Raw genomic sequence first — 15,285 nt, 5'->3', positions numbered from 1 at the left:
GGACATAAAAAAAGCCAGTTCTTACGGTATCGCAAGTAACTGACTTTCTCTGCAGAATTGGTAGGACCAGGCAGATTCGAACTGCCGACCTCTGCCATGTCAAGGCAGCGCTCTAACCAACTGAGCTATGGTCCTGTGTCCTGCAACGGGGACGCAATATACTGATTCTACGGTTTTTGGTCAACTACTTTCACGAGGTTTTCTGATTGCGCAGCCAAGTCTTGAGCGCTTTGCTGAATGCCCCCCAGCGGTTGACTAACAATGCAGCAAAAATAAGTGCGCAGCCGGCAAGTTGCAGGCCGCTCATGGTTTCTCCAAACCAGAGGGCGGCAAACAGGCTTACCCATACCGGTTCGAGGATCAGGATTACGACACCATGGCTATGAGCCGATAGGCTCTGTGCGTAGGTTTGTATCAGGAAACGACCTGCAGTGCCGATAATGGCGCTGGCCAGGATCCAGCCTAGCAAAGCACCAGATGGCTCGAACAAGGCCTTTTGCCAGGGCTCAAGCATTGATGATGCGGCAAGCGTGACCAATCCTACTGTGGTGAGCACCAAGCTGGTTAACGGCAGGGCAGGGATCCGGCGTTTCTCGATGGTCTCTCCGCGCCGATTAATAACAGTACGTTGGTTCGCGGCCCGCGTGTTCATGGTGAAGTACAGTGCCAGGATAAAAGCTGCGCTGACAAAGAACAGCTGGGCTGGCTCCGGCCTGAAGCCATTCTTAAGCGACAGCAGGGCAAGCCCGGCAACCGCGATGGGAATGGCAATCCAGGTGCTTTGGGGCTGCTCTTCTTTGAACAGAAGCCTGGCAAGGATCGGAACGATTACCACGCCGAGACTGGTCAGGAATGCACCTTCACCCATACTCTCGCCATGGAACAGGCCCATGATCCAGAAGGTCATGGCGACTCCAAATACCAGGCCAACGCCAAGGCTTCGGCGAATCTGGTCTGCGCTGAGACGGGATAGAGGGCGCCACGCGACAATGGCCAGAACAAATCCGGCGAGGAGAAAACGCTCGGCCATGAAAAGAAGGGGCGGCATTAGCAATATCGCCTCCTTGGAGAAGATCCAACTGACGGCCGCTATTAAAGTAACGGCAAACAACAAAGCATCTGATTTTTGGGTATCGGACATGAGTAACCGCTTGAGCGTCGATCAGTAGGATGGCAAGCGGATCAATGTATAGTTTGCGAACTAAAAAAGAAAGGTGACGAGCTGTTTCACAATCTGGGCAGGCCCATCCTTGGGCCTTATTTTTTATTTAATAACAAGTGGTTAAAAATCTAGTTGTTGAGTGTTGAGTAGACCAAAGTCGACATGTCGGTGTCTCTGGATCCAGGGACTTCGATGTAGCGGTCGCCGGAGCCCCACCATTGCCACCAGGCTCTCTTATTGTATGTGCGGCTGGCGAAATCCACTCTCAGTCCGTTCAAGGTCGTATCGTTGACCACAGGCACTGAAGTGTTGCCGGTTTCGGAGCCAAGTACGCCGCTGTGTGAGGCGCCTTCGTTCATCAGCACAGGGAAGTGGTTATACCAGAGCCCATCCGGACCATTCTGGCTTGTTACTTTGCCAGCCATACTCAGGCTGTTCGAGCAGGAATCGATACCCGCAGCAGAGGTTGCACCGCAGGCGGAGTGGGTTGGCACAACTCCGTCATCTTTGCCCTCGATAAATGGTTTGGTAATGCCGCCGAATGAGGAGCCGCCGGCAACAAACCGTAGACGTGGAATAGAGTTCGGCGTCATCGCCAGGTTCCGGGCGGCGTTGGTCTGCAGGTCGTTGACCACGCCGAGTTTATCCGGCTGGGGTTCTATCCCGGTAAAGGCTTGAACAGCAGCCTTCAGGGGCCAGTTGTACCAACTGTCGTTGTAGGCAATATTGAGGGCAAGGTCGGCCAGCTCTGTACCGCCGCCGGCACCGGAGTAGTCAATGGCGGCAAGGATTTTTAGCGGTGCAAGTCCCTCGGATTGAAGCCAGCGCGCCTGGTTTTCCAACAGGTAACGGGTTACCAGATCGCCGGTGGAATGAGAGACGATAATGCAGAAGTTACTGCACAGGCCCTGTTGGCTAATCTCGCGCATTTGTTGATACGCCTGCTGGGCAATGCCGCCCTCAACCCGGCCGTCGCTACCCCAGTCGATGCGTGCATCGGATCTGGCCAGCCAGAAGGTGCGCCAGTAATCCTCACCGGCGTTTTTTACCGCTTGCAGGTTTGGAGGCGAGTTCGCCAGATCTTCCTGCTGGAAGCCGTGAACCAGGATAACGTTGTGCCCAGCTAACTGGGCCTGGGCGGTTCCCGCGAAAAGGCTCCCGGCGATGGCCACCGCAAGCCCGGCCTTACAGGCACTTAGGGTCTTTATTGTTGTCATGTTTGCTCCGTCTTCGTTGAGTTATTTTTGTTTCAAGACGCTTTATCCGTCAGCCCCACATTGCAGGCTTCAATGACGGTACTGCCCGACGCCTGTCGGAACAGGGCCATCCTGGCCCTGAGGTCAGAACTTGTCGGCCAACTGCCGGAGCAGTGCCGCTCGTTGCTCTGATTCGGGGTCACTGGCCGGGGTGTCTCGCAGGCGGTCGAGATCCGGTGGTGAAAACGAAAAACCGTGCTCCGGCCCAAATCCATAGTGGGTTCGGTTTCCGGGTTTTTCAGGTAATTGTCTGATCTGGAGATGCCGTAAAGTAAGTGGGCCCTGAATCTGGAGGCCCGCCAAAACTGTGCCGTGGGCTTTGAGGTCAATGGTATCGCTACCGGTGTTAAGACGTTGCTCCGCCATTAGCTGGGCAACCGGGCGTTGGCCGGAATAAAGCTGTGCGGACAGGGCGTAGTAGCCGGATTGCTCCGCTGAAAATCGAACAGGGATAACCAGGTTATTATTGTTGAGGTAGCTGTCCTCCAAGCCCTCGAAATCACCCAGGTGAGGTTCGATGGTCAGTGTGGAAACGTGCCTTACCGGTTTACCATCAATGCTTGCTTCGACAATCAATCGGTATTCAGCAGGCTGTTCGTCCCCATCCAGGCTGCCTTGGTAGTATCCAGTGTCATCAGACATGGCCAGGGTGGTGGTGGCGACGGAGTCCCTTGAGGGCGCCTGCTCAAGGGTTGCCTTGAGGGTGTCGGCAACAACCTGGGGGCCGTTAATTGAGGCGACAATGAGAATCGGCTCTCTTTTGGTAAAGCGGTACTTTTCCAGCGTAACCGTGAATTGGCCGCTATTACCCAGTGGCAGGGTTATCGGTTCGTAGTGGTTGCCGCGATAGCCCTGAGCCTGGGCTTCAGTCAGTGGTGTCGACCACGGTGGATATTTGGCATTATCGTTGTATTGATCGGCGATCGAAGCAAGCATAAAGCCGAGGGCGTTATTACCGGGTGGTTGCGGAGCAGGGCGGTCCGACATCGCTTGCTTGCCCGCTGTGTTTTGCGGATGGATGTCGGGACTGGTATCGGAGAAGGCGGCACTCAACCAGTGAAAGTTTGCTGTATTGTCAGCGGACAGAAAATACCCGGTGGCAACCACGCAGGTGGTTACAGTGGTCAACAAAACCAGCACTTTGCCTGGCATTTGTTCTCACCTTTCTTGTTGTCATTAGTTGATTGATAAACATACAGGCTTTGGTTCCGGAACAGCAAAACCTGACCCTCGTAATGTAACGAAATGTGTCCATACTGTGAGCTTCATCACAAAGCCGTGGGCCCCCAAGGTCTAGAGGGGATTGGCGCCCGCGCCTGGGATCAATGAGTCACCTGTACATTGTGCAGGGTACTGTATGTGCGCTAAATTTCAGGACAGTTCTGACACGGGATTAGCCGTTGTCTGTGCAGAGGGTAGAGGCTATCAGCTATGCGGTACCTGCAAACGTTCAACCGTCGATTGCGTCAGATTCGGGAGGATGGCCGTCTCTCGCGCTGGGATGTCGCCCAAATGTGCGGAGTCGACGAAGAAAGTGTCACGAGTTGGGAGTCATCCGACCCCAGGCACCGTAGCTTTCCCGGTGTCACCGAGTTGCTGGATTTTTGCCTGCGGACCGAGACGCCTCTTGAGAGTTTGCTAGATCTGGACGAGTTCGGGAGTGATGGTCAATTGGAGTTGCCGGGTCTGGCCTTCAGCAATAGCGATGACCTGACCGACGTGTTGAAGGAATTAGAGCTTGAAATTAACCGGGTTCAGCTGTCAGACGACGAATCGGAGCTGTTGCGCCGGTTCCGAAATGCCACAGCAGAAAACCGGCGCATGATCCTACAGATTCTCGGCGGCTAAGCTCCGTCGAATGAATCAGTTGTCCTTCTTGTATATGTTCTCATAGACGTAGTTGGTGGCTTCGACAAAGCCATCGATACTGCCGCAATCGAACCGACGACCTTTGAACTGATAGGCCAGAACACAGCCATTTTTGGCCTGCTCCATCAGGGCATCGGTAATCTGGACCTCGCCATTCTTGCCCGCTGGCGTCCGCTCAATAATGTCGAAGATGTCCGGTGTGAGTATGTACCTGCCAATGATGGCAAGATTACTGGGCGCATCTTCCGGTGCCGGTTTTTCAACCATGTCGGTGATGCGGTATAGGCCATCCTTCATGGACTCGCCAGCGATCACACCGTATTTGTGGGTTTCGTCCTCTGGAACCTCTTCGATCGCGACAATAGAGCACCGGAATTGGTTATACAGTTTCACCATTTGCGCCAGCACACCCTCATCATCGTCCGGGCCCAGGCAGAAGTCATCCGCCAACACCACCGCGAAGGGGTTATCACCAACCAGGTTTCGCCCGGTCAGGATCGCGTGGCCCAGCCCCTTCATCTCATTCTGCCGGGTAAAGGCGAAGGTGTTGTTGTCGATCAAGTCGCGGATGGACGCCAGCAGGTCTTCCTTGCCGGACCCTGCAATCTGATGTTCCAGCTCATAGCTGATGTCGAAATGGTCTTCTATTGCGCGTTTGCCCCGACCAGTAACAAAACCGAACTCGTGGATGCCCGCCTCGGCCGCTTCCTCGACACCGTACTGGACCAGAGGCTTGTTTACGATCGGCAAAATCTCTTTCGGCATGGCCTTGGTGGCGGGAAGAAAACGTGTGCCGTAGCCGGCAACGGGGAACAAGCATTTTCTAATCATTGAGTTCGTCCTAAGTCGAGCAAGTTATCGGCCCCAGAAGCTAAGTACTGGTCGCTTCGATGAAGGCAATCCTTGAGTTTTCACGAGTTTAAACAAGTTCTGGCGGGAAATGGAGCGCTGCTGGCTGAATCGCAACGAAAAGTAATCTTCAACGCTTAAGATTACATAATAGAAACATTTAGACATGACTTTCAAACATACAGATAAGCTCTGGTTTCCTAAAAGATTAAATTTGTAAGGAATGGCAAGAAAGCATGGCCAGGCCGGCGATTGAACAGATAAAGTACGGCGATCTTATTACCGCCAATTTACCCCGTCTCTAAAAGGTGGCCAGTGCGTCCTGCTTGTTTTAGCGCCATGTTGCTGTGTGTCCTCCCGAGTTGGACGTTCGCGTCAGCTCCTCAGGGCATACCAATGCTAAACCTGAACCCTGGCAACGTCCTGGAGTCGGTTACTCGTTATGTGGCTTCCAAGGTCCGTTTCTCAGGCAAGAGCGACGCAGATAGAGATCAGATAAGAGATACCCTGGGTTTGGTGGGCAATGACCTTATTTGGTCCCAGCACCGCTTTGGCATCAATTATCAGGATTCAACTGGCTGGCGTAACGGTGAGGACACGAACGAACTGGCCCTGAACTATGGCATTTCCGTGTCAGATGTCGTGCTTGGGTTTCAATATCAGGCAAGCGATTACTCGGGGTTTTCGGTAGGTTCCGGGCACAGATTCGATTCAGACCGGTCTCAGCGGGCACTCAAGCTGACTGGCACCCGACGCTGGCTTTCCTGGCGTGGTCTGGATCTTAACGGTGTACTCTCCCACTCAGTAGAGAAGAAGACGGTTACGGAAGATCGTGGCTGGGAGGAAGACTCGCTCCATCAGTTGTCAAAGTTCGGGATTGAAGCCCGAAAAGAGGAGCAACTCTCATCGGGGGTGACATCCTCTGCCAGTATTGCCGCCTTCGGTGGTGTCGATTACCAGGACGTGGATTATGCCAGCGGTGGTGAGGAAAGCCGGGATAGGTTCCAGAAATTAGCCTTGTCGGCATCTCTCAGTAAGGAGGCCTACGACTGGACCTTTGGGCTGGGCGGGCGTTACCAGTTTGCTGGGAGTGATTTGCCAGAGTCGGAGTGGCAGTCAATTGCGGGCCCGTCACTGGCCACCGGATATAACGGCAAGAGCCGGCAAGCGCCTGAAGGCGGCTGGCTGAAGTTGCACGCCGGAAGTCCTAAATTCCAGCTGCCGCTTTTCTCAGCTGTGCGCTCCTCTGTAACCATGTCGGTATTACGTGGGTGGACTCCGAATCTGGATTTCGCCGATGAACGTTCCGGGAATGCCAGTGTGGGCGAGCTGTCTTTGAAACTGGCCTCCCGAGATTTCAGTGCCGCCATGAGCGTTGGTAAGATTCTTGATGCCTCAGACGGTATGATGGAAGTACCGACCCGCCCAGATTTATCCCTGTCTTTTTCTGTAGGTCTGTAGTTTTTACCGAGCCTTTACAAAGATGTCACTTGTGACTCTCTGCGCTTATCGTTTCTCATATCAGGTGCTTGGCCGTAAGGATGGGCACCTGAAAATTAGCGCAAGGAGTTCAATTCATGATCGACTCGAGAAAGTTGCGACCGGTTTTCCCGTTGCTCTGTTTACTGCTAATGCCAAGTGGTGTTCGAGCATTCACATTCAACGAAGTTGTTGATCAGGCACGGACTCTTTCTACCTCCGAATATACCGCTCCCAAACCTGTCCCCCAATTTCTCCGCGACCTTAGCTATTCCCGCTACCAGTCAATTCAATTTCGGCCAGAGTCCAGTATATGGCGCGCATCCGACTCCCCATTTCAGATCATGATGATGCAGCCTGGAAGCGTTTATTCCCATGCCGTAGAGCTGAATATCGTGGAGAGCGAGGGTGTACGAGAAATACCATTCCGTAAGGGTGATTTTAGCTATCCAGATGAAGAGCTTGGAAAACGAATTCCTGCCGATCTTGGATACTCTGGCTTCAAGCTGACGTACCCCCTGAATAACCCTGAAGCCACCGACCAGTTTCTGGTGTTTGGCGGGGCAAGCTATTTCCGGGGTGTTGGTCGGGGGCAGGTGTTTGGCCTCTCTGGTAGGGCGGTGACTGTTGACACTGGACTCCCTTCAGGTGAGGAGTTTCCGGCGTTCACAAAATTCTGGCTGGTTCGTCCCGCCAATGATGCCGACAAGATGGTGGTTTTAGCGCTGCTGGACGGTCCCTCTCTAACCGGCGCCTATCGATTCACCGTATCTCCCGGTGAAAACACCGTCATTGACGTTGATGCGCGGCTGTTTTTTCGCAATGACGTCGAACAACCTGGCTTCGCGCCGCTGACGTCCATGTTCTATTACGGTGAAAACTCCCGGAAACCACGCGGTGAGTGGCGCCCGGAAGTCCACGACTCCGATGGTCTCGTGATTCACGACGAGGCTACTGGCGAATGGTTGTGGCGCCCGCTGGTCAAACCGGAAAAGCTCCGATTGAGCTATCACGATGTAGAGCGCCTGGCGGGCTTTGGGCTGATGCAGAGGGACCAGCACTTCAGATCCTATGAAGACAGCGAGGCCCGTTACGAAAGCCGACCAAGTGCCTGGGTAGAGCCCAAAGGCGATTGGGGTAGCGGTCAGGTTGCCTTGGTAGAAATTCCCAGCAATTCCGAGGCGAATGACAACATTGTCGCGTTCTGGACGCCAGACGAACCTGCTCGCGCGGGGGATGCCGTAAAGCTCAGCTACAAGCTCCATTTCGGGCAGCCAGAAGTCAGCTCGCAACCTGGAGGACAGACGGCTGCAACCTTTATCGGAGGAAGTGAAGCAGCCGTCGCGAACGAAAACGCCTATCGATTTGTCATCGATTTCCAAGACGGATCACTCGATTCTCTTGCTGCTGATGCAGCAGTCATAAGCAACGTCTCGGGCGGAGAAGGCGTAGAAGTGCTTGAGCATTTTGTGCAATACGTTGAGGTCAAAGATGTTTGGCGGTTGTCCGTTCTGGCCCAGGCCAATCCTAGTAAGAGCCTGACATTGAGGGGGTTCCTGAGTCTGGATGGTGAGCCGCTCACAGAGACGTGGACTTATGAGCTCGGAGCGGACAGTGCACTTCGGCAGCAGCCGGAATGAAGGGGTAGAAGGAGGATTCCAGATGGATGACATGGCGTTTCAGGACATCTTCAATCGGCTCTACGGTTATTTAAGAGAGTCCGATGTAACAATGACCAGTGACCGTTTTCGGCAACTATTGCTACTGATTGATGACGCCATTGAATCTGTGTCCCAGAGAGGCGACGACGCAACGAGTGCTGTACTGGATGCGGCCATGGACCGCATGGAGGACTATTTCCCGGCAACGCGGGTCGCGTTGGCTGAGGTGTCTCCGCCGCTGAAGCGGGGCAGTATAGGCTATGCGCGTTCGCCAGCAACGGGAGAACAACGTGGATCCCACTGAGAACCCTCGTTGGCGCCGTGTGGCAATGGTCAGGCGATCCCTGATGGCACTGCTGGTGTTCGGCCAAACGGCTGTCGCCGGATACTATCTGCTATGGATCCTGCCCTATCATGGCAATACCCCTCTGGAGCTGGGGCTCCTTTCTCTCTTTGCCATTCTGTATGCCTGGATCGCCGTCGGTTTCTGGACAGCAGTCTGGGGCTTCGTCATCCGACTCACCGGTGGCGATCGCCACTCTCGCCTTAAGCGCCATTCCGATGACGAACTGGAGGCCACACCGCTGAAGAAAACCGCGGTAATACTTCCTATCTACCATGAGCCGGTTCGCTGGACGTTGGATGGTCTCAAGGCTGTCTATCGAGATATTGCGGATCAGGGCGAGCTGGACAGTTTCGAGTTCTATATTCTCTCGGATAGCCGGAATCCGGATGTCTGGCTGGAAGAGCAAGTGGCCTGGAGCGACTTGATCCGCGAGTTGGGTGCTGAGGGACGGATTTTCTACCGGCGCAGGCCAGTCAACCTTAATTTCAAGAGTGGCAATGTGGCGGATTTTCTGCGCCGCTGGGGCCGTCGGCACAAATACATGATCGTATTGGACGCCGATAGCCTGCTTAGTGGGCGTACGCTGGTGCGTATGGTTCGGCTGATGGAGCGTGAGCCCCGCATTGGGATCTTGCAAACCAACCCCAACGTCATTAACGGACAGTCTTTGTTCGCGCGTATCCAGCAGTTCGCCAACCGCTTCTATTCGCCATTATTTGCCACCGGCCTGGCTGCCATCCAGATGGGTGATGCGGCTTTCTGGGGACACAATGCCATTCTGCGTATTGAGCCGTTCATGAAGCACTGCGGATTGCGGAAGCTCCCGGGGCGCGGCCTGTTTGGCGGCCCGATCATGAGTCATGATTTTGTCGAGGCCGCCTATATGGCGCGCGCTGGCTATGAGGTCTGGCTGGAGCCGAACCTTGGCGAAAGTTATGAGGAATCGCCCCCAACCTTGGGCGACGAATTGGCCAGGGACAATCGATGGGCTAAAGGTAACCTGCAGCACCTCTGGATTATGTTGCGAGAACCGGGGATTCGGTTTGCCCACCGAATGGCATTCCTCAACGGCATCATGGCTTATCTCGCCTCGCCGCTGTGGCTGGCGTTTCTGATACTGACCAGCATTGAAGCGGCTCAAATGACGCTGGCGCCGATCGACTATTTTCCTGAGGGTTACCAGGGGTTGTTTCCTCTGTGGCCGGAATGGCGACCCGAATGGGCGCTGGGTTTGGCCCTGAGTACCCTGATGTTGCTGTTCCTGCCAAAATTCCTGGCGATTTTCGATTCGATGATCCATCGAACGACAACATCGTTTGGTGGGCTTCCCCGATTGCTGATCAGTGTGTTCGTCGAGATCGCAGTCTCGGTGCTGCTGGCGCCGATACGGATGTTGGCCCATAGCCGGTTTGTTATCGCGGCGTTGCTCAATCTGACCCTGAAATGGGCCGGACAGAATCGCACCGATGAGATGACCTGGTCGAATGGCCTGAGATCCCAGTTGCCTGCAATGGCAGTGGGTGCCAGTTGGGCGGGGTTCGCCTGGACGCTTGATCCGCTGTTCTTCTTCTGGTCCTTACCTGTGGCTGTGCCATTGATATTGTCCGCACCAACGTCAGTTCTGCTAAGCCGCCAGGCTCTTGGGATTGGCCTGCTTAATAGAGGAATACTGATGATTCCCGAGGAGCGGCGCCCAATGTCGCTGCTTACTCGGGCCCGGGGTTATCGGTCGGAAGAGCGGCCAGAAACTGTTCTGACGCCTTTCCAGCAGGCTGTGCTGGTTCCGGGCATAAACCAGATCCATCAGGCCCTGGGGCGGGACGCTTTCAATGCCGTTCGCCAGGCCAGGCTACATCGGATTCGTGATCGTTGTGTAGAGCAGGGCCCTGGTGCGTTAACCGATTCAGAGGTGGCGCAAATTGCACGCGATAAGGCGACGTTGAAGGAGCTTCATCGTATGGCCTGGCGAGCGCCAAAAGACAGTTACTGGGGGCGGAGTATTCAGCTCCTGACCAGCACGGCAGCAAACCGGAAAGTTTAGATAAGGCTGTTGGGAATCCGTTGCGAGCGTTTCAGGTTTAAATATTGGGAGATGATAGAAATGGATCGACGACTATTGTTGCAGCTGTTTGTGGCGGGCGTCGGAGTTCAAGCCCTTCCGGGCGGGTTGCTGTACGCCGCTGGCAAAGAGAGTAATGCAGGAAACGGTGCAAGCAAGCCATTCAGTTACGAATGGCTCAAGGGGCATGCCAGGCATCTTTCCGGGCAGGATTTTCGATCCAAAAAAGGAGAACTGCCGCAATCCCTGAAGAACCTGTCCTGGGACGACTATCAGGCTATACGGTTCAGGCCCGAGCATGCCCTGTGGAGTGATTCCCCATTACCCTTTCAAATACAGCTCTTCCATCTGGGACTGTATTTCCAGACTTCTGTAAAAATCTATGAAGTCGTCGACGGTCAAGCCACTGAGTTGGCTTACGATCCGGAGTATTTCGAGTACGAGGGCGAGCAGCCGCTGGGAGATCTGCCTCCCGATCTTGGCTTTGCCGGCTTTCGACTGCATCACCACAGTGACTTCCAATACGATCTCGCCGCGTTTCTTGGGGCAAGCTATTTCAGGGCGGTGGGCAAGGAAAAGCAATATGGCATGTCGGCGAGGGGGCTGGCGATTGATACAGCCAGTCCAGATGAAGAGGAGTTCCCCCGATTTTCCGCCTTTTGGTTGGAAAAGCCCAAGCCGGGGGCTCGTGCACTAAAAGTGTGGGCTTTGCTGGAATCGCCGAGTGTTACCGGAGCATACGCTTTCGTGTTGGACCCAGGCGCAAATTTTGTCATGGATGTCGATGTCGCCCTTTACCCACGGAAACAGCTGGATCGGATAGGTATCGCGCCTTTGACAAGTATGTATCAAGTGGGCGAGAACGATCGGCGCATGGGCTATGACTGGCGTCCGGAAATCCATGACTCCGATGGTCTCTCGATCCACACCGGTCATGGTGAATGGATCTGGCGGCCATTGGTCAATCCAAGGGAGTTGAGATACAACAGTTTTGTTGACAATAGTCCAAAGGGATTCGGGCTGCTCCAGCGAGACAGAAAGTTCGATCACTATCAGGATGATGGCGTGTTCTACGAACGCCGGCCAAGTCTTTGGGTAGAGCCAAAGAACGAATGGGGAGCAGGGCGCATTGACCTGGTTGAGATTCCGACCGTTGACGAAACCTTCGACAACATCGTCGCGTACTGGAACCCAGAGGAAGCCCTAAAACCAGGAACTGAGTACCTGTTCGGCTATCGCCTGAACTGGGGAGCCGAGTTGCCATTGGGTAAGGGGGAATTGGCGACTGCAAGGGCGACCCGAACTGGATTGGGTGGGGTTGTTGGCCAGGAGCGCGAGTACTTCTCTCGCCGGTTTGCCATCGATTTCGCCGGTGGGATGCTCGAAATGCTCGGAGACGATGCCGGGATAGAGCCTGAAATATCGGTTAGCCGTGGCTCGGTGGAAATAACGTCTGCCCGCCCGCTGGCATCTATCCAGGGGTATCGGGTGATGTTTGACCTTGTACCAGATGACTCCCTTGAGCCAATCAATCTTTCGGTGGTGCTCAAGGTTGGCCAGGAAGTGCTGACTGAAACCTGGGTGTATCAGTACTCGCCACCTCCTAAGCATGAGCGCGAACTGTATTGACTGACGAATTGGGCTGTTAACAATTTTCTCGGGTCCAATCGCTGCTTTGTTGACAATAACCGGTGTGAGGAGTAGTTTTCTAGAAATTACTTCGGTTTTGTTGACAAAGCATGAGAGAAAATAGCCCTCCGGTATACACAAGAGCTGATGAAGCGTTTGATTGTCTGCAAACGGCAATCGTAAAAGGTGAGCTCGCGCCTGGCGAAAAAATCGGCGAACTTGAGCTTTGTACCCGCTTTAATCTTACCCGTGGGCCTCTTCGGGAGGCGATTGGTCGCCTGGAGTCTCGTGGTTTATTGGTGCGAAGGCCCCATGCCGGTGTCAAAGTGGTGGCGGTCAGCGCTGCCGAACTCCTGGAACTCTATTTAATCCGGGAGAACATGGAAGGTTTGGCTGCGCGCCAGGCTGCCGAACGGATGACCGACAGCGAAATTGCTGATCTGCTGGCCACCCTGGATGCCCATGAACAAATGATCGACGAAGCCCAGGGACAGGCCTACTATCAAGCCGAAGGGGATTACGATTTCCATCACCGGATCGCCACCGGTAGCCGCAATACCAAACTGGCCCAGATGCTACTGGGCGATCTGTATTACATGGTGCGAATGTACCGTTACCGGTTGAGTACCTCAGCCGGGCGCCCCCATCGTGCGCTCGGGGAACACCGCCGTATCGTCGAAGCCATCGCTCAGCGCGACGGCGAACTCGCCGAATTTCTGATGAAAAGACACATTAACGCTGCTCGCCGAAATATTGAAAAACAGATTCAAGATGGCGTGTTAACTATTTGAGTTAATTCGAACCAACTAATTCGAACGAAGAGGAAATGCACTATGTCCAGCAAACTATCTCCGGGCGCACGTTTCCGGAAAGCCCTGAACGAAAATAAGCCGCTCCAGATCGTTGGAACCGTCAATGCTTACAGTGCAATGATGGCTCAGAAAGTAGGGCATCAGGCCATCTATCTGTCCGGTGGCGGTGTGGCCAACGCCTCTTACGGTTTGCCGGATCTCGGAATGACCACGATGAACGATGTGGTTGAGGACGTTCGCAGGATTACTGCAGCCTGTGATCTTCCGCTGCTGGTGGATATTGACACTGGCTGGGGCGGTGCTTTCAATATCGGTCGAACCATTCGGGAAATGGAACGTGCCGGTGCTGCTGCTGTCCATATCGAGGACCAGGTTGCACAGAAGCGCTGCGGACACCGGCCTAACAAGGAAATCGTCTCCCAGGAAGAAATGGTCGATCGCATCAAGGCGGCCGTAGACGCCCGTGAAAACGATGATTTCTTCATTATGGCCCGCACCGATGCGTTTCAGAAGGAAGGCCTGGACGCCGCCATTGAGCGCGCGAAGGCCTGCATCGAGGCCGGGGCAGACGGTATCTTTGCGGAAGCGGTTACCGAACTCGAGCACTACAAAGCCTTTTCCGAGGCGCTGGATGTACCGATTCTGGCCAATATCACCGAGTTTGGCGCCACGCCTCTGTATAACCGCAAGGAATTGGGCGAAGCCGGCGCTGACATGGTGTTGTATCCGCTGAGTGCTTTCCGTGCCATGAACAAGGCGGCCCTGACGGTTTACCAGAACATTCTGGATAAGGGCGATCAGAAAGATGTCGTTGACCTCATGCAGACGCGCATGGAGCTCTACGATTTCCTGAATTACCACGAGTTTGAACAGAAGCTGGACCAACTCTTCCAGCAACAAAAAAACTAATTCGATACGTGACTGATGATCATCTTGAGATGAGGGAGAGGAACAATGGCTGAAGCGAAGAAACTCGAAGGCGCTGGACTGCGCGGACAGGTAGCCGGCCAAACGGCGCTGTGTACTGTCGGCCAATCCGGAGCAGGCCTGACGTATCGAGGTTATGAAATCGCCGATCTGGCCGAGAAGGCGCAGTTTGAAGAAATCGCTTACCTACTTTTGAGAGGTAAGCTGCCAAACCGTCAGGAGCTTGATGCCTACAAGCAGAAGCTGCATAGCCTGCGTGGGTTGCCGGACGCTCTGACGACGGTGCTGGAACAAATCCCGAAAGACGCCCATCCCATGGATGTGATGCGTACCGGTTGCTCCATGCTGGGTAATCTGGAAACCGAAGCGGATTTTTCCGAACAGGATGACAAGATCGACCGTATGCTGGCGGTGTTCCCGTCCATCATCACTTACTGGTACCGCTTCGCCCACGAGGGTGTTCGGATCGAAACCGACAGTGATGTAGATTCCATTGGTGGCCACTTCCTGGAACTGCTGCACGGCAAAAAGCCCAGCGAGTTGCATGAGAAGGTGATGAACGTGTCCCTGATTCTGTACGCGGAGCACGAATTCAATGCGTCCACCTTCACCGCCCGTGTTTGTGCTTCCACTCTGTCCGACATCCACAGCTGCGTGACAGGCGCCATCGGTACCCTCCGTGGGCCGTTGCACGGTGGTGCTAACGAAGCTGCCATGGCGCTGATTCAGAAGTTCCAGACAGCGGACGAGGCGGAAGAAGGCCTGATGGGCATGCTGGCCCGAAAAGAGAAGATCATGGGCTTTGGCCATGCCATCTACAAGGAATCTGACCCGCGTAATGCGATCATCAAGCAATGGTCCAAGAAGCTGGCGGATGAAGTTGGCGATACCGTGCTTTACCCGGTATCGGTCCGTTGTGAAGAGGTGATGTGGCGCGAGAAAAAACTGTTCTGCAACGCCGATTTCTTCCACGCATCGGCGTACCACTTCATGGGCATTCCGACCGAGCTGTTCACGCCTATTTTTGTGATGTCCCGGGTGTCCGGTTGGACGGCACACGTGAAAGAGCAGCGGGAAAACAACCGCATTATCCGCCCCAGTGCCGAATACACCGGCCCGGCGGACTCGGAGTGGGTGCCCATCGACGAGCGTCCATAAGACGGGCAGGGCGCTCTCCCGCGAGTTCAGGAGAGCGCCGGTTCCGCCCACACCTTCGATTTTCCGATATGAGTTTCT

General features: G+C 54.5%; 13 protein-coding genes and 1 tRNA gene. 9 read left to right on the top strand and 5 right to left on the bottom strand.

The features are described from left to right. Window positions 1-58 precede the first annotated feature (58 nt). From QUE89_RS09770 to QUE89_RS09755, 4 genes are all read right to left on the bottom strand, one after another. Window positions 59-135: transfer RNA gene (locus QUE89_RS09770), tRNA-Val, on the bottom strand. 55 nt (window positions 136-190) lie between these two features. Further along, window positions 191-1,141, bottom strand: a complete 951-nt coding sequence (locus tag QUE89_RS09765) for a DMT family transporter (RefSeq protein WP_286219920.1) — start codon at window positions 1,139-1,141, stop codon at window positions 191-193. Window positions 1,142-1,290: 149 nt separating this feature from the next. Then, window positions 1,291-2,379, bottom strand: coding sequence for a hypothetical protein (locus QUE89_RS09760; protein WP_286219919.1), 1,089 nt, complete (start codon window positions 2,377-2,379; stop codon window positions 1,291-1,293). Window positions 2,380-2,502: 123 nt separating this feature from the next. Further along, the gene (locus QUE89_RS09755) at window positions 2,503-3,570 is read right to left on the bottom strand and encodes a hypothetical protein (RefSeq protein ID WP_286219918.1); all 1,068 of its coding nucleotides are present in this window, start codon (window positions 3,568-3,570) and stop codon (window positions 2,503-2,505) included. Window positions 3,571-3,849: 279 nt separating this feature from the next. On the opposite strand from QUE89_RS09755, the gene QUE89_RS09750 reads away from it, so the two are divergent. Further along, the gene (locus QUE89_RS09750) at window positions 3,850-4,266 is read left to right on the top strand and encodes a helix-turn-helix transcriptional regulator (RefSeq protein ID WP_286219917.1); all 417 of its coding nucleotides are present in this window, start codon (window positions 3,850-3,852) and stop codon (window positions 4,264-4,266) included. Between the two features lie 15 nt (window positions 4,267-4,281). On the opposite strand, the gene galU is transcribed toward QUE89_RS09750, so the two are convergent. Then, window positions 4,282-5,118 (bottom strand): UTP--glucose-1-phosphate uridylyltransferase GalU, encoded by an 837-nt coding sequence (gene galU / locus QUE89_RS09745; protein ID WP_286219916.1) that lies wholly within the window; start codon window positions 5,116-5,118, stop codon window positions 4,282-4,284. A 414-nt stretch (window positions 5,119-5,532) separates the two neighbouring features. Here galU and QUE89_RS09740 point away from each other — a divergent pair, with 414 nt between their 5' ends. The 8 genes from QUE89_RS09740 (at window position 5,533) to prpC (ending at window position 15,207) form a co-directional block, all read left to right on the top strand. After that, window positions 5,533-6,597, top strand: a complete 1,065-nt coding sequence (locus QUE89_RS09740) for a ShlB/FhaC/HecB family hemolysin secretion/activation protein (protein ID WP_286219915.1) — start codon at window positions 5,533-5,535, stop codon at window positions 6,595-6,597. Between the two features lie 116 nt (window positions 6,598-6,713). Continuing rightward, the gene (locus QUE89_RS09735) at window positions 6,714-8,255 is read left to right on the top strand and encodes a glucan biosynthesis protein G (protein ID WP_286219914.1); all 1,542 of its coding nucleotides are present in this window, start codon (window positions 6,714-6,716) and stop codon (window positions 8,253-8,255) included. Between the two features lie 22 nt (window positions 8,256-8,277). Then, window positions 8,278-8,580, top strand: coding sequence for a hypothetical protein (locus tag QUE89_RS09730; protein ID WP_286219913.1), 303 nt, complete (start codon window positions 8,278-8,280; stop codon window positions 8,578-8,580). Next, complete coding sequence (gene mdoH, locus QUE89_RS09725; RefSeq protein ID WP_286219912.1) at window positions 8,567-10,663, top strand: glucans biosynthesis glucosyltransferase MdoH; 2,097 nt, start codon at window positions 8,567-8,569, stop codon at window positions 10,661-10,663. Before QUE89_RS09730 ends, mdoH begins: the two co-directional genes overlap by 14 nt. A gap of 60 nt (window positions 10,664-10,723) precedes the next feature. Next, window positions 10,724-12,310 (top strand): OpgD/OpgG family glucan biosynthesis protein, encoded by a 1,587-nt coding sequence (locus QUE89_RS09720; protein ID WP_286219911.1) that lies wholly within the window; start codon window positions 10,724-10,726, stop codon window positions 12,308-12,310. A gap of 110 nt (window positions 12,311-12,420) precedes the next feature. Next, complete coding sequence (locus QUE89_RS09715) at window positions 12,421-13,101, top strand: GntR family transcriptional regulator (RefSeq protein WP_286219910.1); 681 nt, start codon at window positions 12,421-12,423, stop codon at window positions 13,099-13,101. Window positions 13,102-13,143: 42 nt separating this feature from the next. Then, on the top strand, window positions 13,144-14,031 hold the full coding sequence (prpB, locus tag QUE89_RS09710) for a methylisocitrate lyase (protein ID WP_286219909.1): 888 nt from the start codon (window positions 13,144-13,146) through the stop codon (window positions 14,029-14,031). A gap of 45 nt (window positions 14,032-14,076) precedes the next feature. Further along, the gene (gene prpC / locus QUE89_RS09705; RefSeq protein ID WP_286219908.1) at window positions 14,077-15,207 is read left to right on the top strand and encodes a bifunctional 2-methylcitrate synthase/citrate synthase; all 1,131 of its coding nucleotides are present in this window, start codon (window positions 14,077-14,079) and stop codon (window positions 15,205-15,207) included. Window positions 15,208-15,285 lie beyond the last annotated feature (78 nt).

The sequence above is a fragment of the Marinobacter sp. LA51 genome (assembly GCF_030297175.1).
Lineage (GTDB): Bacteria > Pseudomonadota > Gammaproteobacteria > Pseudomonadales > Oleiphilaceae > Marinobacter > Marinobacter apostichopi.
This window is presented reverse-complemented; position numbering and strand designations above follow the sequence as displayed.